The organism is Paracoccus sp. DMF-8 (assembly GCF_029309835.1).
Classification (GTDB): domain Bacteria; phylum Pseudomonadota; class Alphaproteobacteria; order Rhodobacterales; family Rhodobacteraceae; genus Paracoccus.
This window is the reverse complement of sequence record NZ_JARJHL010000010.1, coordinates 333,112-352,329: the sequence shown is the minus strand read 5'-3', so window position 1 is coordinate 352,329 and position 19,218 is coordinate 333,112. Positions and strand designations below refer to the sequence as shown.

The 19,218-nt window shown below is 62.8% G+C and carries 23 protein-coding genes and 1 pseudogene; 6 read left to right on the top strand and 18 right to left on the bottom strand.

Annotated elements, in window-relative coordinates; all coding sequences use genetic code 11:
- Positions 1–12: 12 nt before the first annotated feature.
- Together PE067_RS08805 and PE067_RS08800 are read right to left on the bottom strand one after the other, a co-directional pair.
- Complete coding sequence (locus PE067_RS08805) at positions 13–1,341, bottom strand: relaxase/mobilization nuclease domain-containing protein (protein WP_276188963.1); 1,329 nt, start codon at positions 1,339–1,341, stop codon at positions 13–15.
- A complete protein-coding gene (locus PE067_RS08800; RefSeq protein ID WP_276188962.1) occupies positions 1,338–1,754 on the bottom strand; it encodes a hypothetical protein in 417 nt (138 codons plus the stop codon). Before PE067_RS08800 ends, PE067_RS08805 begins: the two co-directional genes overlap by 4 nt.
- A gap of 459 nt (positions 1,755–2,213) precedes the next feature.
- On the opposite strand from PE067_RS08800, the gene PE067_RS08795 reads away from it, so the two are divergent.
- Together PE067_RS08795 and PE067_RS08790 are read left to right on the top strand one after the other, a co-directional pair.
- Positions 2,214–2,477 carry a hypothetical protein gene (locus tag PE067_RS08795; protein ID WP_276188960.1) on the top strand — a complete coding sequence of 88 codons (264 nt, stop codon included), beginning with the start codon at positions 2,214–2,216 and terminating at the stop codon, positions 2,475–2,477.
- A 283-nt stretch (positions 2,478–2,760) separates the two neighbouring features.
- Positions 2,761–3,042 (top strand): hypothetical protein, encoded by a 282-nt coding sequence (locus tag PE067_RS08790; RefSeq protein WP_276188957.1) that lies wholly within the window; start codon positions 2,761–2,763, stop codon positions 3,040–3,042.
- 73 nt (positions 3,043–3,115) lie between these two features.
- Here the strand turns inward: PE067_RS08790 and PE067_RS08785 are convergent, their stop codons facing one another.
- The 9 genes from PE067_RS08785 to PE067_RS08745 form a co-directional block, all read right to left on the bottom strand.
- Entirely contained in the window at positions 3,116–3,595 is a 480-nt protein-coding gene (locus PE067_RS08785; protein WP_276188955.1) for a hypothetical protein, read from the bottom strand.
- Entirely contained in the window at positions 3,592–3,801 is a 210-nt protein-coding gene (locus tag PE067_RS08780; RefSeq protein ID WP_276188953.1) for a hypothetical protein, read from the bottom strand. The genes PE067_RS08785 and PE067_RS08780 overlap by 4 nt, the downstream gene beginning before the upstream one ends.
- 245 nt (positions 3,802–4,046) lie before the next feature.
- Positions 4,047–4,463, bottom strand: coding sequence for a hypothetical protein (locus PE067_RS08775; protein WP_276188951.1), 417 nt, complete (start codon positions 4,461–4,463; stop codon positions 4,047–4,049).
- Between the two features lies 1 nt (position 4,464).
- Complete coding sequence (locus tag PE067_RS08770; RefSeq protein ID WP_276188949.1) at positions 4,465–4,680, bottom strand: hypothetical protein; 216 nt, start codon at positions 4,678–4,680, stop codon at positions 4,465–4,467.
- A gap of 1 nt (position 4,681) precedes the next feature.
- The gene (locus PE067_RS08765; protein WP_276188947.1) at positions 4,682–6,439 is read right to left on the bottom strand and encodes a prohead protease/major capsid protein fusion protein; all 1,758 of its coding nucleotides are present in this window, start codon (positions 6,437–6,439) and stop codon (positions 4,682–4,684) included.
- 11 nt (positions 6,440–6,450) lie between these two features.
- Positions 6,451–6,735: a hypothetical protein gene (locus PE067_RS08760; RefSeq protein ID WP_276188945.1), complete on the bottom strand. Its 285-nt coding sequence runs from the start codon at positions 6,733–6,735 to the stop codon at positions 6,451–6,453.
- The gene (locus PE067_RS08755) at positions 6,732–8,066 is read right to left on the bottom strand and encodes a phage portal protein (protein ID WP_276188943.1); all 1,335 of its coding nucleotides are present in this window, start codon (positions 8,064–8,066) and stop codon (positions 6,732–6,734) included. Before PE067_RS08755 ends, PE067_RS08760 begins: the two co-directional genes overlap by 4 nt.
- A gap of 9 nt (positions 8,067–8,075) precedes the next feature.
- On the bottom strand, positions 8,076–8,612 hold the full coding sequence (locus tag PE067_RS08750) for a hypothetical protein (RefSeq protein ID WP_276188941.1): 537 nt from the start codon (positions 8,610–8,612) through the stop codon (positions 8,076–8,078).
- 201 nt (positions 8,613–8,813) lie between these two features.
- Positions 8,814–9,038, bottom strand: a complete 225-nt coding sequence (locus PE067_RS08745) for a hypothetical protein (protein ID WP_276188940.1) — start codon at positions 9,036–9,038, stop codon at positions 8,814–8,816.
- 125 nt (positions 9,039–9,163) lie between these two features.
- Here PE067_RS08745 and PE067_RS08740 point away from each other — a divergent pair, with 125 nt between their 5' ends.
- From PE067_RS08740 to PE067_RS08730, 3 genes are read left to right on the top strand one after another with little or no spacing between them, the layout of a single operon-like run.
- The gene (locus tag PE067_RS08740; protein WP_276188938.1) at positions 9,164–9,382 is read left to right on the top strand and encodes a helix-turn-helix transcriptional regulator; all 219 of its coding nucleotides are present in this window, start codon (positions 9,164–9,166) and stop codon (positions 9,380–9,382) included.
- Positions 9,379–9,612 (top strand): hypothetical protein, encoded by a 234-nt coding sequence (locus PE067_RS08735; RefSeq protein WP_276188936.1) that lies wholly within the window; start codon positions 9,379–9,381, stop codon positions 9,610–9,612. The genes PE067_RS08740 and PE067_RS08735 overlap by 4 nt, the downstream gene beginning before the upstream one ends.
- Positions 9,609–9,734: a hypothetical protein gene (locus tag PE067_RS08730; protein WP_276188934.1), complete on the top strand. Its 126-nt coding sequence runs from the start codon at positions 9,609–9,611 to the stop codon at positions 9,732–9,734. The genes PE067_RS08735 and PE067_RS08730 overlap by 4 nt, the downstream gene beginning before the upstream one ends.
- Before the next feature lie 134 nt (positions 9,735–9,868).
- On the opposite strand, the gene PE067_RS08725 is transcribed toward PE067_RS08730, so the two are convergent.
- Positions 9,869–11,152 carry a terminase gpA endonuclease subunit gene (locus PE067_RS08725; protein ID WP_276188932.1) on the bottom strand — a complete coding sequence of 428 codons (1,284 nt, stop codon included), beginning with the start codon at positions 11,150–11,152 and terminating at the stop codon, positions 9,869–9,871.
- 580 nt (positions 11,153–11,732) lie between these two features.
- Positions 11,733–14,522: a bifunctional aconitate hydratase 2/2-methylisocitrate dehydratase gene (locus PE067_RS08720; RefSeq protein WP_276188930.1), complete on the bottom strand. Its 2,790-nt coding sequence runs from the start codon at positions 14,520–14,522 to the stop codon at positions 11,733–11,735.
- A gap of 335 nt (positions 14,523–14,857) precedes the next feature.
- Here PE067_RS08720 and PE067_RS08715 point away from each other — a divergent pair, with 335 nt between their 5' ends.
- A complete protein-coding gene (locus PE067_RS08715; RefSeq protein ID WP_276188928.1) occupies positions 14,858–15,337 on the top strand; it encodes a CinA family protein in 480 nt (159 codons plus the stop codon).
- Here PE067_RS08715 and PE067_RS08710 read toward each other — a convergent pair.
- The 5 genes and pseudogenes from PE067_RS08710 to PE067_RS08690 form a co-directional block, all read right to left on the bottom strand.
- Positions 15,322–16,362 carry a beta-eliminating lyase-related protein gene (locus PE067_RS08710; RefSeq protein ID WP_276188925.1) on the bottom strand — a complete coding sequence of 347 codons (1,041 nt, stop codon included), beginning with the start codon at positions 16,360–16,362 and terminating at the stop codon, positions 15,322–15,324. The genes PE067_RS08715 and PE067_RS08710 overlap by 16 nt on opposite strands.
- The gene (locus tag PE067_RS08705; protein ID WP_276188923.1) at positions 16,359–16,799 is read right to left on the bottom strand and encodes a YcgN family cysteine cluster protein; all 441 of its coding nucleotides are present in this window, start codon (positions 16,797–16,799) and stop codon (positions 16,359–16,361) included. Before PE067_RS08705 ends, PE067_RS08710 begins: the two co-directional genes overlap by 4 nt.
- Positions 16,799–17,724 (bottom strand): annotated as a pseudogene (locus PE067_RS08700) (bifunctional riboflavin kinase/FAD synthetase). The gene PE067_RS08705 and the pseudogene PE067_RS08700 overlap by 1 nt, the downstream one beginning before the upstream one ends.
- Before the next feature lie 36 nt (positions 17,725–17,760).
- Complete coding sequence (locus tag PE067_RS08695; RefSeq protein WP_276189506.1) at positions 17,761–18,204, bottom strand: MaoC family dehydratase; 444 nt, start codon at positions 18,202–18,204, stop codon at positions 17,761–17,763.
- A 104-nt stretch (positions 18,205–18,308) separates the two neighbouring features.
- Entirely contained in the window at positions 18,309–19,178 is an 870-nt protein-coding gene (locus tag PE067_RS08690) for a TIGR01459 family HAD-type hydrolase (protein WP_276188921.1), read from the bottom strand.
- Positions 19,179–19,218 lie beyond the last annotated feature (40 nt).

Below are 19,218 nucleotides of genomic sequence, written 5' to 3'. Positions count from 1 at the left end.
TCTCCTTACTCGTTAAAGGTCAAAATCCGGCGCATCGCCCCGCCACGCCCCGCGTTCCCGTTCGCGCCCGTCCTTGCGGGTTCTGGCGCGTTTCGGCTCTTTGGCGGGGGACGGAACGGACGGCGCATCCCGCCCCAGCCGGACATAGTGCGCAACGTCGCGGGTCAGTTCCTGCATGGCCTCATTCTGCTGCGCCCGCGCGGCCTTCACACGCCCTTGCAACTGGCGGCGTTCGGCAAGTTGTTTCTGGATCATGGATTCGCGCTCTGTCCGGTCGCGTTCCTGCGCCCGCTGCGCGTCCAGTTCGTTCTGAATCTTGATCTTGCGGTTCTGGCCTGTGACCCAACCCCACACCCCCCTGACGCCTTTCGGCACACGCGCCGCTCTTCGGCGCTGTTCGGCCTCTTGCCGCTGCGCCTGCACCATATCCTGTTCGCGCCGCAGCGCCCGCTGGCGCTGCACCATCTGTTCGCGCTGGAATTTCACGGCGAGCGCCTGTTTCTCATGGCGGGCGGCCTCATCCCGCGCCCAGCCTGCCAGCTTGCCCGCCATCCGCTGCGCCAGCCAGCGCTGGCGTTCGGCGACGGACGGCAGATGCGCGGCATCGCCCATCCGCACCGCGACATCCTTGGCCTTCACCCCGCAATAGCGCGAAAGCGCATAGGCTTCGCCGCGCCAATCCAACGCCACCACGCCGCGCCGATCACCACGGGCGAGGAAGTATCCCTTTTCTTCCAAGGCCGCTTGCAGGGCATCGGCATTGTCCGAACGCTTCCAGCAGTCCTGAAAACCCGCCTTGAGCAAGCGCGGGTCGATCTGCGCCCGTTTGGCCTGTTGCCATTCTTCGCGCGAGAAGTTCAGCGGATTGCGCAAAGCGCGATCCAGCAGCCCGCGCGGCATCTCCCAACCGTGTTCAAGGTAAAGCTCGCGCGAAAGTTCTGTTAGCCTCTGCTTGTAGAAGGGCAGATTGCGGGCGGTCATCGTCTCCGCGTCGATCCGCGACCACACCGCATGGGCATGGCGGCGGCCTTCCTTCTCATGAAAGACGATGGCGCGGGGCTGGCCGTCCAGCCCAAGGCGCTGCTCCGCCATCTCCACGGCGACCTCGAATACCTCAAGGGATACGGATTCCTTCTCTGGCGGATTCAGACTGAGCGAAAACAGGAAGTTCTTGCAGCGCGTTCCCTGCGAGATCGCATCGGCCTCCATCAACGCCCCGGCCAGATCACCCGACAGAAAACCGCGAATCTCATGCAGGGTTACATGGTCATTGTCGCGGGTGTTCATCAAATGCCGCGCCAGTTCGGCGGCATTGCCACGTTCCGAAGCCTTGAGGATCATGGCGCACCTCCCGGCGTCTTGCCGAGCGCCCGCAGCAACTCATCGCGCAGTTCTGCCACCGCGCGGCAAGCATCCCGCAATTCCGAGTCGGTTTCGGGCGTGACGGGCAGAGCGCCGATGTTCACGGCGCGGGCAAGCTGGTTGAGGTTCTGCGAGAGCCGCGAGGCACCCAGCGCCGCCAGCACCTTCGCCAACGCCGCCTGATCCTTGACCGGAAACTTGCCCCGCGTCCGGCGCGGCGGCACATCATCCCCAAACAGCCTTGAGCGGATGTAAGCGCCCAGCGACATCCCCGCCGCATCCCGTTCCAGCCGCGCCCGTTCCACGAAGGTCAGGCGCAGCGAGAACGGCGGGGGATATTTCGGCGCTTTGACCTTGGCAACCTCGTTGAAATCATGGTGCGGGCTGGTCATCGTCGCACCTCAGATCGGCTAGATCATACTGTGCGAGATGGCGTTCCCAATCCTCGAAAACCTCGAAAAGAGCGTTCAAATCAGCTCCTTCTAGGCGCACCATTAATCATGACAATATCAATATAATACAATCTATTAGCAGGCATCCGGTCGGAACAGTCCACCCTTTAGCCCACCTTCCAGCGCTTGCTTGCCCGCTCCTATTGCGCCCGGCTGCGATGCAGATCCGCCACGCGCTGGGCGCTTTCATTTCACGCTGAGCGTCCCGATGCGCTCCAAGGTCGTGACCACAGGACGACCGGAAAGGAAAGAACCTTGACCGCATCCACGCCAGATCTGGTGCTGACCATCGACGGCAATCGGTTTCGCGACATTCCGGGCTTCTATGCCGAGATGAACAGGGTGTTCATGAGCGCCGAGGATTGGTAGCTTGGCGAAAGTCTGGATGCGCTGGACGACATGCTTTATGGCGGCTATGGCGCGCTAAATGAAGCTGGCGCCGTGCAGGTGCGCTGGCAGGCGATGGACAAGAGCACCGCCGATCTGGGGATTGCTGAAACGCGGCGCTGGCTGAATGACAAGCTGCGCCATCCCGATAGGTTCAACATCGACGCGATCCGCCGACAGTTGGGCGCGCTGGAATCGGGCACCGGTCAGGATTTCTTTCAGATCGTGATGGAAATATTTGAGGCCCACCCCGAAATTGAGTTGCTGCCAGCATAGTTGGGACAGGTTAGCCTGATAGCAGTCCGACCATGCTCTTGGGGGCGCCCCTCTGAGAATGTGCGCGAACTTGGGAAATTTATTGCCAAAGCTCAGCCCGCCGCGCGAACGCCAAAATATTGCCTGCGGCTCGACTGACGAGAAACGTCAAGATCTTGCCATCCCTCGTCATGGTCGCGCGGTTGCCAAAGCTACGGTAGTGCCCAGCTTTCGACCCTCAGCGGACGTTGACAATAGCAGTCAACTGCCGTGCTCTTAAATCCGGATCAAGTGGAGCGAACGCGTGACAGGTGAAAACCACATTATGTGCATCCGCTGCATCCACGTTTTCAGACGTGAACGACCGGTCTTGTATATTTGTCGGGCTAATGATGAAGGCGACAACATCGCCGAGTACATGTGCGGTCAAGAAGATCATTTCAGTGTGGCCGATGGAAAAATTGTAGGTTTTTCCCACCTGAAAGATGCGGACCCCTCAATACTTGATCCATGGCTTGTTCCTTCTGGCGCCGCCTTTGCAAGGTCTGCTGATAAAGATAGCTGGCACGCGGCGGATTTAGACTGAAAAAGGCAATATCGTGACGACTGCGGTGTGCCACACAGCAACTTGCCCTCGACCGAAGCCGGGGGCGCTGTGGTCAGGCAACCATCGCCCGCATTTCAGCCCAGATCCGGCTGGCCTGCTCGGTGCCGTGCAGATCGGGATGGTCGCCGTTGATGCTGTAGTCCATGATTTTGCGCAGCATGTCGTCGGCATTCCGCGCGGGAATATCCACGATGGCATTGCCCATCTCTACCGTTGCCATGTTGAAGGCGTCGAACGCTTCCTCAGACAGGCCGTGGTTCCCTTCCAGAACGGCATGTCTACGCACGATTTCGCGGTGCATCGCAGCGATGGGCGTCTCGGGCGCTACCTGCGCGCTATATTCGGCATCGTGCAGTTCTTGCGCTTTCGTGACGCGCTCCGCGATGACCTGAATCGTGTTGAGAACGCCCGAGGCTATGGGGTTGTTGTCTTTCGTCAGATAGTTGAAACCCGCTTCTTCCAGAACGCATAGCAGCGCGCCGATGGTGTGCAGTTCTGCCTCGGTCTTGGTGTGGTCGTTGAAATAGCTCATTTCAGCGCCCATTTCGGCAGGTTCACGCTGTCCAAGGCAGCGTTCAGGTCACGGCTGATCCACATGGCCAGTTCGCTAAGATCGGTCACCAGCACTCTGGTAAAATCATCATCGCGGGTGGAAATGGCGCGCAGGCAGCGGGCTATTGCCTCAAGGGCGGCTGCGGCGTCCTGCTGTTCTTGCAGGTGATTTTCGAGCGCGTTCATGATTGAGCGCCGCTTGCAGGACGCCCAATTCGCGACGGACCGTCGAAGGACCGGCCGAAAGCTCGCGCGTCATCTGCCTGCCGGTCTTGGTCGTGGTCGTGACAGCCCGAGGCTTCGCCCGCTCCTTCTGGTATAGACGGCAGGTCGAGCCTTTCACCGCGTCACAGGTCAGATCGCCCCAGAACGGGGCCAGCGCCTGAATGGCATACACCAGCGTCCCCACGGATTGGATTGCGCCGTTCTTGTCATCGGCATACCGGGCCAGCACCTCCCCTACGGTCAGCTCCCCGGATGTGCCGGGCCTCTGCGGTCGGGCGGTTTTCGCGCCGAGAGGTATTCAGCGAGTGCCGTTTCAGCCTCTCGGCGCTGGCCATGGCTAAATCCTGTCCGCCGCTGGGTGCCGCCGTCACGAATGACCCATTGGCGTTCGTCGGCGCGGAAATAGAGGCGGGCGGGCTTTCGGTGTCGGGGCATTCCAGAAACTCCAGGACGGCATGCCAAGTGGTGAAGTATCGCTTGCCGAGCTTCTTCGCCCACAACTTGCCTGCAATACGGGCGCGGCGAAGAGCCGAAGCCGAGACCGCGCCATGCAGCCGCCCCGCCGCTTCCTCGAAGGTCAGCAAGGCGGGATCCGTGTCGCTGGAATAGAGCGGTCGGGTCATGTCAAAACCCCTTGCTGTTGGTGAAGCGGACCATTGCGGGCCGGGGGGCGGAAGCGCGGGCAATGCGCGCTTCCAGATCGTTGATGGCGTCGGACATTTCGGCATCGGTCTTGTATTCGATCAGCTCCGATCCGACGCGCAGGGATTTCACGCCCTTTGCGCGCGCCCGCAGCAGGGCATCGCGCATCTGGGCAAGGTCTTCGACCGGGACGGCCATATCAGTTCACCCGATGCCAACCGCGATAGTCGATCCAGCCGCCGCCGAAATCCAGACGGACCTTGAACAGGATGCCATCAACCTCGAAACCAACCTTGGTTTCATGCTGCGGGCCGGGCGCGCCTTCCAGATAGGCATATTCAAGGCCGTCCACGCTTGCCGGATCGGCTACGACATAGAACTGTTCGTCATCGGTCAGGCGCGGTTCGACCAGCAGCGTAAGATTTCCAAACGGGTTCACATCTTCCGTTTTGGTGGCTGCAATCTGCGCAAGAACCTGTTCCGCGACCGTTTCCATTTCCGGCGAAACCAGAACAAAGCGCGGGGTCGCGGCGATCAGCATTCCGCCGGGGGCGGTCTGGCGGCGCATGGCGAGGCGCGCGGCGGACAGGGACGACATGTCCAGCGGCAGAATGGCGGCGGATTGCCCTGCTGTCAGGTTGCCGTGGCTGGCGTGGAAAACCGCGACATTGTCCGACATGGCCGGGTTGCTGGTGATCATCTTGACGATGAAATCATCCTCGAACGCGCGGGCGGCGATGCCCTGCTTGCGGGGAACATCGGTGAACGCGCCCAGATCGTCATTGATCAGGGCTTGACGGGACGCGCCCCAGATTTTCCCGAAAGTGTCAATGCGGTAGCTTTCCCGACCTTCGTCAATGGTGCCATGTTTGAACTCACCGGCTTCATTGACCTTTTCCAGCTTTGGGGCATCGCCAAGGGTTAGCTTGTGCTTGGCCCGGAAATCGCGGTTGGTGGTCTGTCTGGCCAACTGGCGCGCGCCGGACGGCGCGGATTCATAGGCGCGGCGCATTTCCCGATGCGCGGAATCGCCCAGGATCAGCGGGAAATCCGATGTCGTATGCAGTCCGCCCAGGGTGCGGGCGATGATCGTGTCAGGTGACAGGCCGGACACGCTGGCACCGCTGCGGCGCAGGCTGTCGCGGGCATGGTCCACAAGCGACATATGCGCATATTGACGGGCCGGGGCGCTCAACTCGTGGTCAGGGTGCGCGCGGGCAAAGATCGCTTCGCCGGCGCGTTCTGCGATCACGGCAGGGTCGTTGTGATCCATGGTGATCGTGGCGCGCGTGGTGCGGGGCGCGGTCTGGGCGCTGCGGGCCTGCATGGCGGTGAATGCGGCCTCGCGCGCGGCGTCCGGGGTCGCTTCGCTGTCGATCTGGGCATCAATCCAACCCTGATCCAGCCCGGCGGTCGCCGCAATGCTGCGGATCTCCGCGTTGATGGTGGCGCGGTTCAGCGCCTCGTTACCGGTTTCCGGCATGTCAGTTTCTCCGTTGCGAAAACGTGCCCCGGGGTCAGCCGGGATCGGAACAAGGGAAACCTCAAGGGCTTCCCATTTGGTGGCGGTGCGGATGCGGCGGTCGCCCTCGCGGCTGTCCTTCCACTCGGTCACGCGGTAGCCGATGGAAAGGCCGCGCAGAATGCCGTCGGCAATGTCGGTCAGGATGGCGCGGGCCGCATCGGTGCTGCGAAATTTGATGCGGACCTTCAACCCTTCGGCGGTCAGTTCGGCGGTGTCGATGATGCCCAACTGGTCGCGGGTCGAGCCGCTGCGGTGGCCGTCCAGCACCGGCGCGCCGATCAGGCGGGCGGGGTCCATGCCACCGGGGTTCAGGCGCTCGATAAAGCCCGCGCGCTGCACGTCCGCGAAGGTCGAGGCGATGGCCTCGACCGTGCGGGCGTCATGGTCCACGGTGGAAACGCGCGGGGCGATGCCGCGCAGGTGAATGGTCATTCCTGATCCTTTCAATGAACCGCCGCCGATGCGAGGCGGACGCAATACGGTGGATAGGTATCGCCCGGATAGCGGCGGGCCATTTCCAGCAGCAGCGCGTCCAGAAAATGGCGCTCGGCCTTTGTGCGCGGCTCGCCATAGTTCAAGAGGGTCATCGCTCGGGCGGCATTGGTGCGGCCTTTCTTGACGAACCCGTGCGCCTCGCAGAAACCGATGATCCACGGGCCGATGGTGGCGGCCATCTCTTGGGCGTGTTCGCCGGACATGGCGATGCTCGCGGGGATGTAGTTTGTCATTTCTGATCCTTTCTGTCTGCGCGGGCCGCATCGCGGGCGCGTTCAGCGTCCAGTTCGTCAATGTCGCGGCCACGTCCGGCAACGACTTCCTCGCGGGATTTCAGCCCGGCGGCGATTGCCGCAACATCGGCCTCAACCTCGTTTCTCGGGTCAACCCACTGCCACCCCGGCGGCACGAAGCGGACGGGAAAGGAGGAAACGCCTGCCTCGCCCGCCGGGGTCATTCCTGCCATTTCCCGAACGGCCAACCAGCGAAGCCATAGCGGGCGCAGGAACTGCATTTCTATCAGGTTGATTTGCAGCATTTCGGCGCGGCGGCGAAAATCCAGCAAGCCGACGCGGGCGCTGGAATAATTCGCCTCGCCCAGATCGCCGGTCAGTTGTTCAAAGGTCATGCCGACGCCAGCGGCGATTTCGCGGTCCTGGGCGCGCAGGAATTCGATGGCCTGCGTCAGCCCCTGCCCCGGCTGCGAAAAGGTCACATCCGTTCCGCCAGGCAGGATGCGCATGGCACCGGGTTCCAGCGCCACATTCAGGGCGTTGCCGGAAACGTCGCCAGCGTAACCGTCTGTGCTTCCGTCCATTGTCTTGATGAAGCCGGTCAGCAGCGATGCCGTTTTCAGCTGCATCAGCAGGGCGTCGGACGCTTCGTCACGGTCGCGCAGTTTCAGCAGCACGGGGGCCAGCCATGACAACCCGCGCACCTGCCCCGGAAACAGCCGGTCATAGATATGCAGCATGTCCACGGCAGGGATGCGCAGGGTGTCGCCATAGCTGGCGAAAGCCGCGCCGGGGGCCTCGCGCAGGATGTGATAGGCGGTCACCTCATCGTCGGCGTCGAACTCGATCCCGGCGATGATGCGCGCGCCGTTGCCCAGATCGCGGGTCAGGCTGGCGTCGATCTGGTCAGCCGGGATCAGCTTGGGGCACAGATCGCCAACGGCACCGATCCGCAGATGAACGAAAACCTCGCCGTCGCGGATCAGGGCGCGGGCAAGGGTCATCATCAGCGGGCGGGTCAGGGCCTCGAACGCATCGGCCAGATCGTGGCGGATGGCGGCGTCGGGATGCTGCGGGCGACACTGCCAACCCTTGCCGATCAGGGCGGCAACCCATGATCCAACGATGCGGTTGCCCTGCGGGGTGTTGAGATAGGCGGCTGCGGCGCGTTGCTGTGCCGCAGCGCGGGCGGCAAGGGTCGATTGCTGCGGGGCGTGAAGGTGGCCCGCACCCTGCCAACGCGGCCTGCTCGCGCTCGCCTCGATCCGGCGCTTGTGCGGCACCGGATCAGGGCGGAAGAAGTTTGCGAGGATGCCGAAGGGGAAGGCCATATCTGAACCTTAGCGCGTTTCTTCGATCAGCCAGACGGGGCGGGCCTCGCCTTCGCGCAGAATGCCGAATTCGTCGGCACGATTGAGCACGAAGCGCGATGCACCAGAGGCATTGACCAGAACCACGCGCGGCGGGTCGGATGGATCGGACTTGTCACGGATCAGGGCCGGAATTTCGTCCAGGCAGCCAGCACAAAGGGCGCGGGGGGCAAAATCAAGTTCGCCAGGGCGGTTCTGTATGAACACAAGCCAAACGTCATGATCGCGGCCAACCCGCTCACTCGCAAGCGCCAGATGATGGAAGGCGTTTCCAGCCGAATACTGCGCTGCGTCGATGGCGACTCCGCCATGGTCCACGAACTCCATCATCAGGCGCAACAGGAATGCGTCTTGCAAACTATACTCGGCGCGGCGGCGCGTATGGGCGTCATCCTTTTCGCCGGACAGCGGCAGTTCCGGCACGAAGGGAAGTTGATTGCGGAAATAATAACCGTCGAACCGCTTTTCTTCGCAGTCGGCGGAATACAGGATGGCGCGGCGTTTCATGGTCTGTCCTCGATTTGACAATTCACTTCTGTTGCAGTGAATATACCGACCCCGCACCGCCCTGTCAATTTCACTTCTTTTGGGGTGAAAATTTCCGCACCGGCTCCCCCCGCCGCCATGCTGTCACGGGATCGAAAAGCCAGTTGAGATTCAGGCCAAGCCAGACCGCGACACGGGCGATGCGCCACATCAGGGGCGGTTTCATGACTTGCCCCAAACCGGCCTTTCTGCCTGATGGATCACCTGCATGAAAACCGCTTCGGCGGCCCTGTCGGGACGGTGATAATCGCCGTCTCGGTAAACGACGTCATGGGTGATCTTGCGCAAGTCGTAAAATGTCACAGGGCGGCGATATGCCCGCCACATGCGAAAACGTTGCCAGAGGGCGCGCGGGCTGCGTCCGGTGTAATAGAATTTTCCGCTCATGCCCGCACCTCGATCAGCTTGTTGACCTGGCGCAGGGCGCTGCGGACGTAGCTGCGGGCCTCGCGTTCGGGCTGACTGCAGCCGCTTGGGCGCTCGGTGGCGTCCAAGGCAAGGGTCAGGCAGTCGTGGATTTCGAAGAGGCGGGCCGCAGCCTGATCTCAATGACGCAAACCGAACTCGCCAAAGCGGCGGGCTTGGGGCAATCAACGGTTATAGATTTCGAGAAGGAAAGGCGCGTGGTTTCAGATCAAGCCATCGCGGCCATTCGCGGCGCCCTCGAATCCGCCGGGGTGATCTTCATCGACGAAAACGGCGAAGGGCCGGGCGTCAGGCTGCGGAAATGACCCTGATCTGCAACGAACGAACCAAACTGCTGGCGAACGCCCTTGATCGGGCATCAACAGCCTGTTTCACGGTCGGCATCGCCACGCCGGTTGCCGGGTATATATATAATATCAGCAGCTTGCGGGAAAGCCTGCCTGTCTGGACGATGATCACCGGCGGAATCGGTTGGATTTCGGCCTGTGTGCTCTTACATTTACTGGCAAGACGACCCCTTGGAGGGCTGACATGAGCGGCTTCATCCTTGCTTTCATCATTGCGCCCATCGCCGTTGTCGGCGTAGGGTATCTTGCCGTTCGTCTGAACGAACGCGCGGTAGAGCGTGACAAGGCTTCCCACGTCCCGGCGGAATGACGTTGTTCGACATCATCGTTCCGCTTGCCGCCCTGACCATTGCAGGCGTGGGCGTTCTCATCGTTCGCGCCACCGACAAGCCCCACAAAACCCGGCAGCATCCGGCGGAATAGCCCTCCCCAAATTCGGGGCGGCTATCGCCGCGCCATCCATTCCGATTGCAACACCGGCTTGGCTGCGACCTTGACCGGCTCGGCCTGGGCCAGATCGGCGCGGCGCACCTCGGGCACGATATTGACCAGGGCGCGGGCGGCGATGGCATAGGCCACGCAATCCAGCGCCTCGGCCCGCCTGCCGGGGATCCGCACGAACTGGCGCACCGGCTGGCCGCGCGCATAGCGGATGACGGCGCGTTCACTGGTCGCCTGTTCGAACCAGACGGCGGGCAGGCTGTCCGAGAACCGCGCCGATGAGGCACGGGCGAAACGGGCGAATATCTGGGTCTTGATCGTGTCAACGCCAACGATCCACAACCGCGCCCCGGTCTTGGTCCTGGACCCGGCGCGTTCGATCACCGGGCGGTTGCCTGCCGCGCCCTTGATTGCCACGATCTTGCGGCGGGTGCGGGCACGGCAGAAATCCGTAACGCGGTTCATGCTCGTGCCGTCGCCTGCGTCGATGGCGGTTGCATCAATGGCGATCCTGCCGCCCAGCTGGTGCGGGAAGCGTTCGGCAAGCATCGTGTCAAGCTCGGCCCATGTCTCGGCCGCGTCCCACGCGCCCCAGATCACCCGATGCGCAAGGATCAGCATGCAGCCCGTTTCCGTCCAGCCGATATAGGTCAGTTCCAGCCGGTCATGCTGGACGTCGCAACCCACGGTCAGGGCCAGCACCTCGGCAGGGACCATGTCCAGCCCGAACGGCTCGGCGCGGGCCTGCATGGCCGATTCGTCCAGTTCTTCGCCATCCGCGCGCCAGCCTTGGCCCAGAATGGTGTTGACGAAGGTTTGCAGCGTCGTGGGATCGTCCTTCGCGCCGATGAACTCGGCCGCCAGATTGGCCCATGAGGCGTTCGCGTGAAGGCTGACAAGGGCATTCATGCGGAAACCCGCATGGCCCGCCACATCGGGGCGCAGCGCCCGCCAGCGGCCATCCGCGACCATGGCGGGCTTGTGGCGCTCCTCGATCTCGGCGGCGCAATGCGGGCAGCGCCAGCGGGCCGTTTCCGGCGCGCCTTCGTCCCATGTGATCGCGTCCCAGGTGATTTCCGCGAAGGTGCCGCATTCCGGGCAAGGCACCTCGAAAATGCGCTGATCTGACTGGGCATAGGCGCGCAGAACGTGGCTGGTATCCTCATGCACCGGGGTGCTGCCCAGAACGATCTTGCGATCCGGGAAGGACAGGGTGCGGCGCTCGGCCAGCAGGATCGGGGACCCCTCGGCGGTGGCCTCCATGCCGTCCGCTTCGTCGATGAACAACAGGCACCAGACCATTCAACGCGGGCGATGCCCGCATCCTGAACGGAGGTTAGAATCGCAGAAGTGGTTCAGTTTTCCAAGGCGGGCGCGCAAAGGCCCGAACCGGGAACATTCGTGGTGACGGAGGTCGCGCGGGATATCCTGCGGTCCCTGCACCTGATCTATGAGGGCGATGGTGCGCGCTTTACCATGATCGCGGGCCTGCCCGGTTGCGGTAAAGCCATGTCGCTCAAGCGGTTCGCCGCCGCCGAAAGTGAGGCCATTACATCACCTTCAAGAGCGGTGAAGATAAACCCAGCGACGTTTCCGAGGTTCTGTTTCGTCATTTTCTGCCTTGGGAGAACCCGAACGGCAAGTCCATCCCTCTGCGTCGGGAAATGCTGATGGGGCAGATTGAAACCAGCGAATGGCGGCGTAAGCACACCTTGCTGGCTGACGAAGCACAGCATCTGTCGGAGGACGGCATCGAATGGTTGCGGGGGTTGCAGACGCTGTCCCGTCGCCAGGTTTCTGTTCGATCCATCAGATGCGATGCGGCCCGCCGATGGCGGGCCGTTGTCGGTGACGGGTTGCGTCGCGATCAGAAGTGGACGGACTGGCTGTCCAGCGGTTTTTGCACCGGCGGGGCGAATTTGGTCAGGTCGATACCTTTGACCGCGGCCTTGTATTCGTCCAGCGTCGGCGTCCGGCCCAGAACGGCGGACAGGACGACAACCGGGGTCGAGGCCAGCAGCGATTCACCTTTCTTCGTCTCGCTGTCAGCGACCACGCGGCCCTGGAACAGACGGGTCGAGGTTGCCAGAACCGTGTCGCCCTTTTCGGCCTTTTCCTGGTTGCCCATGCACAGGTTGCAGCCGGGGCGTTCCAGATACAGGATGTTTTCGTATTCGGTCCGCGCCTTGGCCTTGGGCATCATGTCGTCGAATTCAAAGCCCGAATATTTCGCCAGAACGTCCCAGTCACCTTCGGCCTTCAGCTCGTCGATGATGTTATAGGTCGGCGCGGCGACAACCAGCGGGGCCTTGAATTCGACCTTGCCGGCGGTTTCCTCGATGTTTTTCAGCATCTGCGCGACGATCTTGATATCGCCCTTGTGGACCATGCAGGACCCGACAAAGCCCAGATCGACCTTCTTTTCCGCGCCATAATAGGAAATCGGGCGGATCGTGTCATGGGTATAGCGCTTGGACACATCGGCGTTGTTCACGTCGGGGTCGGCGATCATCGGCTCGTCGATCAGGTCCAGATCGACGACGACCTCGGCAAAGTATCTGGCGTTGTCATCGGGTTTCAGCGCCGGCTTTTCGCCCGAGCGGATCTGCGCGATGCGGGTATCGGCCAGAGCGATCAGCCGGGCCAGCATGCCGCTGCGCTGTTCCATCCCCTTGTCGATCATGATCTGGATGCGCGACTTGGCCAGTTCCAGCGACTGGATCATCGTCTCGTCTTCGGAAATGCAGATCGCCGCCTTGGCCTTCATCTCGGCGGTCCAGTCGGTGAAGGTGAATGCCTGATCGGCCAGCAGCGTGCCGATATGGACCTCGATGATGCGGCCCTGAAAGACGTTGTCGCCGCATTGCTTCAGCATCTGCGCCTGCGTCGCATGGACCACATCGCGGAAATCCATATGGGGGGCCATCTGGCCCTTGAAGGTCACCTTGACGGATTCCGGGATCGGCATTTCCGCCTCGGCGGTGGCCAGCGCCAGTGCGACAGTGCCCAGATCCGCGCCAAAGGCCACGCCCTTGGACATGCGGGTGTGGCTGTCGCCGCCGATGATGATCGCCCAATCGTCCACGGTGATGTCGTTCAGCACCTTGTGGATCACGTCGGTCATCGGGTGATAGACGCCTTCGGGATCGCGGGCGGTGACAAGGCCAAAGCTGTTCATGAAAGACATCAGCCTGGGGATATTGTCCTGCGCCTTCTTGTCCCAGACGGAAGCCGTGTGGCACCCCGACTGGTAGGCGCCGTCGACCAGCGGCGAAATGACGGTGGCGGCCATCGCCTCCAGTTCCTGCGCGGTCATCGGGCCGGTAGTGTCCTGGCTGCCGACGATGTTCACGCGCACCCGCACGTCGGACCCGGCGTGCAGCACCTTGCCGGGGGCGACGCCGCGGGCATTGGCGTTGAAGATCTTTTCGACGGCGGTCAGGCCACGGCCTTCGATGCTGATTTCCTTCGAGGGGGCAAAGACGACCGGCGGCTCGATCCCCAGAATTTCCGCCGCGACGGTTTGCAGCTTCTTGCCGAAGACGATGGCATAGGACCCGCCCGCCTTCATGAATTCGACCTTTTGCGGGGTAAAGGACGACGACAGATCGGCCAGTTCCTCGCCGCTTTCGCTCAGCAGCTTCTTTTTCTTGGTGTCGATGCGCAGAACCGTGCCCGTCTCGACCGAGAATTTCTGTTCCAGCACCGGGTTGCCGTCATTGTTCAGGATCGGCTTGCCATCGGCATCGGTTTTCCTGACCCAGTTTTTCAGGTTCACGCCAATGCCGCCGGTGACGTCAACCGTGGTCGCAAAGATCGGCGAAATGCCGTTGGTCCCCGCGACGACAGGCGCGATATTGACGAAAGGCGCATAGGGCGAGGCCTGCTTGCCCGTCCACAGCGCGACGTTGTTGACGCCCGACATCCGCGACGAGCCGACGCCCATCGTGCCCTTTTCCGCGATCATCATGATGCGCTTGCCGGGGTGCTGCAGCTTCAGTTCCTGAATATGTTTCTGCGCGGCCTCGTCGCACATGCACAGCCCGTGCAGTTCGCGGTCGGCGCGCGAATGGGCCTGATTGCCGGGCGACAGCAGGTCGGTCGAAATATCGCCCTCGGCGGCGATAAAGGTCACGACCTCGACCTCATCCTCGATATCGGGCAGGTTGGTATAGAATTCGGCGCGGGCATAGCTGTGCAGGATGTCGGTCGCGACCGGGTTGCCGGCGGCATGCGCCGCTTTCAGGCGGTCGGTGTCGGCATCATACAGGAAAACCTGGGTTTTCAGCACCTCGCCCGCCTGTTCGGCAATGGCGCGGTCCCGCTTCAATGCCAGATCCAGCAGCACCCGCACCGACGGCCCGCCCTTCATATGCGACAGCAGTTCCAGCGCAAAGGTCGGGGTGATTTCCGGCACCACCGCCTGACCCTGCACGATTTCCTTGAGGAATTCGGCCTTGACGCCTGCCGCGCTGGTCGTGCCGGGCAGCGTGTTATAGATGAAATATTGCAGGGAATCGGCACGATGCGGATGCGAGGCATCGCGGATCTGCGCGACGATTTCCGCCACCAGCGCGCCGTCGTCGATCGGCTTAGGGCTTAGTCCCTGCGCTTTGCGGGTGGAAATCTCATCGAGATAGCGGGCATAGAGACTCATCTGCGTTCCCTTTGGCTGACTGACATCATGGCTGCCGGTTTTGGGCCGGGCCGGGCTTGGTATACTTCTGTATACATTCCTGCCGGAAGGTCAAGTGTCGGTGCAGACGATATGCGGATTTGGTGGCATCATAATCGCAATCCGGATGCGACGAAACGGCGGCTCTGAATTGCCCCGATCCGGAACCGGCCATGCCCTGCACCGGCGCGATTTGCATCCCGGCGCTGCGGGTAAGCGCAGATCTGCCGCGCATGACGGTCGCGCCGATACTTGAAAAAACACATGCTGGCGGCGCAGAATGAACAGGCGCCCTGACGCAGAGATGGAGAGTTTCGATGAATGCGGCGGAACTGCTTGAACTTGCAAGACAACACGGGGCGATGATCGCCACGGCGGAAAGCTGCACCGGCGGGTTGATCGCCGCCGGCCTGACCGAGATCGCGGGTTCGTCCGATGTCGTCGATTGCGGTTTCGTCACCTATTCGAACGCCGCCAAGACCGCGATGCTGGGCGTTCGCCCCGAAACGCTGGCCCGTCACGGCGCGGTCAGCCGGGAAACCGCCGCCGAAATGGCCAGCGGCGCGCTGGCGCGGTCGCAGGCCAGTGTTGCGGTTTCCGTTACCGGCATCGCGGGGCCGGGCGGGGGATCGGCGGAAAAGCCGGTGGGCAGGGTCTGTTTCGGCCTTGCGACAGCGGCGGGCACGCGGACGGAAAGCGTGGATTTCGGCGATATCGGGCGTGCGGGGATCCGCGCGGCGACCGTCTTACATGCCTTTGAGCTGATCGCCCGCGCTTTGCGTCAGGATATCCAGTAACGCCTGAACATCCTGCGGCTGCGTCTCCCAACCGCAGACCAGCCGCACCGGTAAGGGCCCCTGCCCGTCGTCGATGTGATCGCCGGGCCAAAGGTGGAACTGCGCGCCCGCAGCACGGGCGGCGCCGACCATCGGGCGCGGCAGGGTCGCGAAAACGCTGTTGGTCTGCACCGGCGCCAGCAGGCGCGCGCGGGCAACGCCTTGCATCCCCTGCCCCAGCATTGCCGCCATGCAGGTGTCGCATGGGCGGCGATTTCCAGCCACAGCCCGTCTTCCAGCCATGCAAGGATCTGCGCGGACAGGAAACGGTGCTTGGACAGCAGATGCCCGCCGCGCTTGCGGCGATATTCGAATTCCTCGGCGCGGGCGGGATCAAAGATCAGGACCGCCTCGACGCCCATGCAGCCATTCTTGGTCCCGCCAAGCGTCAGCACATCGACCCCGGCACGCCAACTGAGATCGGCGGGGCTGACATCCTGCGCAGCCAGCGCATTGGCGAAACGCGCACCGTCCATATGCGCGGCCATGCCCGCGCGATAGGCCGCATCGGCCAGGGTCGCGACCTGATCGGGGTCATAGACCGTGCCCCATTCGGTGGCATTGGTCAGGCTGATCGCCGCATTCCGCCCCGCGTGAACCGAGGACCGCCCGAATTCGTGCAACGCCCCGGCCAGCGCATCGGGATCGATCCGGCCATGCGCCCCGGCGACCGGCACCAGCTTGGCGCCCGAGGTGTAAAATTCCGGCGCGCCGCTTTCGCTGGTCTGGATATGGCCGCTCTGGTGACAGAACACCCGCCCCCAGGGCGGGGTCAGCAGCGACAGGGCCAGCGCATTCGCCGCCGTGCCGGTTGCGACGAAATGGACCGCCGCCTCGGGCGCATCAAAGATCCGGCGCAGCGCATTCTGCGCCGCCCCGGTGATCCCGTCGGCGCCGTAAGAGGGCAGGTTCCCCGCATTCGCCGCCGCAATCGCCTGCATGATCCGGGGATGGACCCCGCCGGTATTGTCGGATGCGAAATTCACGACAGATCCTCTATCAGGTGATCTTCCCAGTCTTCTTCGGCCACGGACAATTCGCTGACCGTCCAGCCGCGCACCGACATGCCCGCGCGATGGATGCTGTCGCGATCGCCCGAGATCAGGTAATGCCAATCGAACAGGGGCTTGCCTTCGGAGCGCAGGCGATAGGCGCAGGTGCGCGGCAGCCACCACGCGATTTCGCGCAGCTTTTTCGGGGTCAGGACGACGCAATCGGGGACATATCGGTGGCGGTTGGCGTAGTTCGAACATTGACAGCTTTCGCCATCCAGCAGCCGGCAGGCAACGCGGGTAAAGGCGATTTCACCGGTGTCTTCGAATTCGATCTTGTTCAGGCAGCATTTGCCGCAGCCGTCACATAATGCTTCCCATTCCTCGCGGTCGAGGTTTTTCAGCGGCAGTTTCCAGAATTCGGCCCGCATCAGTGATCGGCCAGAATGGCGCGGGCCTGTTCGCTGTCCCGCCCCATCTGGGCGACCAGCGCATCAAGATCCGTGAATTTCAGTTCCGGGCGCAGATAGTCGACCAGCGCCACCGACAGATGTTCACCATATAACGACCCCGAGAAATCAAAGATGTAGCTTTCCAGATTGGGGTTATTGACGCCGAAGGTCGGGCGCACGCCCAGACTGGCCACGCCCTTGTAGCTGCCCTTGTTCGGGCCGGTCAGCACATCGACCAGCACGGCATAGATGCCGAAGGCCGGGCGGTGCAGACGGTCCAGCGCCATATTCGCGGTGGGAAAGCCAAGGTCGCGGCCGCGCTTGTCGCCGTGCAGCACCTCGCCGTCGATGCGGTGCCAATGGCCCAGCATCCGCGCCGCGTCACGCACCCGCCCTCGGCCAAGGCCAGGCGGATGGCCGAGGAACTGTAATGCGCCCCCTCGCCCAGCAGAGGCACGATGGTCGTGCCAAAGCCCAGTTCCTGCCCCAGATCGCGCAGGGTTCCGGCATTGCCCGCCCGGCCCTTGCCGAACTGGAAATCCTGCCCGACGGTGACATGGCGGATGCCAAGCCCATCGACCAGAACCTCGCGCGCGAAGACCTCGGGCGCAAGGCCTGCCAGAACCGCGCCGAAAGGCATCTGGAACAGATGCCGGACCCCAAGCCTTTCCAGACGGTTGGCCCGCGATTCCGCATTCATCAGGCGAAAGGGCGGTGCATCGGGGGCAAAATATTCACGCGGATGGGGTTCAAACAGGATGACGCCAAGCGGGGCGTCGCAGGCCGCGCGGGCGGCGTCGATGACCGCGCGATGTCCCAGATGGACCCCGTCGAAATTGCCCATGGCAACGGTCGCGCCACGGGCATCAGCGGGAAGGCCTGTCCAGTCGTGATGGATGTGCAAGTTCGGTCCCCGGCATCGGGACCGCCTGTGGCCCCGTCAGTCTGTCTTGCGGCTTGGCGCCAGAACGGTCGCCTCGCCCTTGAGGACGACCGTATCGCCCACGCGGCAACTGGTTGCAAGTATCACCCTGCGCTTGGCCATGTCCACATCCGTCACCGTCACCTCGGTCACGACGACATCGCCGGGGCGCACGGGGGCCATGAATTTCAGCGACTGGCCCAGATAGACGGTGCCGTGGCCCGGCAGTTGTTCCCCGATCACCGCCGAGATCAGGCCGGCGGTCAGCATGCCATGCGCGATGCAGCCCTTGAACATGGTTCCCGCCGCGTAACCATCATCCAGATGCACCGGATTGCGGTCGGTCGAAACCTCGGCGAACAGTTCGATATCCTTGCGCGTGACCTCCTTGGTCAGCGAGCGGGTCATGCCGATTTCCAGATCCTCGACATAAATGGTCCCGCGCTGCACCTGATCCAGCATCATCCCGCCCTCCATTGCGAATTTCCGCTGCGTAGCAGCGCGAAATCCTGAAAGCAAGAAAATAACAACAGGTGACCCAAAAGTGTTAGATAATTACCAAGCCATCACCGCAGCCGCCCGATCGCATAGGAGGGGTTGCGCACCCGCTCGGCCAGCCAATGGTCCAGAGCGGCCTGTTCAGGAGCCTCGACATCGGGGCCGAACTGGTCATGGGCCAGACCGCCGGTGACGAACAGGCAATCAATCCCCTCGGCCTCGGCGCCCAGAACATCGGTGTCGATGCCGTCGCCGATGGCGAGGATGCGGCTGTCGGAGCGCAGGTTCAGCTTGCGCCGGGCAAGGTCGTAGATCGGGGGATGGGGCTTGCCGAAATACAGCGCCTCGCCATCCATCGCCTGATAATATTCGGCTAGGGCACCCGCGCAGATGATGCGGCGGTCACCCATGTCGACGACGATATCGGGATTGGCGCAGAGCATTTTCAGCCCGCGCGCCTTGGCCAGCAGGAATTCGGCGCGGTAATCCTGTGGCTTGTCATTGTCTTCGTCAAAGGGGCCTGTGACGACGATGCCCTCGGCCTCGTCCAGAGGCACGCGGGTGATCTGCGCGCGGCCCTGCCATTCAGCGGGAATATCGGTGAAAAAGCCGTCATCCTTTTCGGGGGCGATGGCCCAGACCTTGTGACCGACGGCGCCGGCGAACATCGCATCCTGTGCCGCATCGCCGGAACTGACGATCATGTCCCAGGCATCGCGCGGGACGTTCAGGCGTTCCAGCTGCCCGGCCACGAAAGGCGCGGGACGCGGGGCATTGGTCAGCAGGACGACCTGCCCGCCACCCGCGCGAAAACGCTGCAACGCCGCGACCGCCGCCGGATAGGCGCGCTGGCCATTGTGCAGACACCCCCAGAGATCGCAGAACAGCACGTCATAAAGCGTGCCAATGTCATCGAGCGTCTGGATGATGCGGGTCATCGGGATTGCCTTTCAATATGGAAAAGGGCGGCCCGCTGGC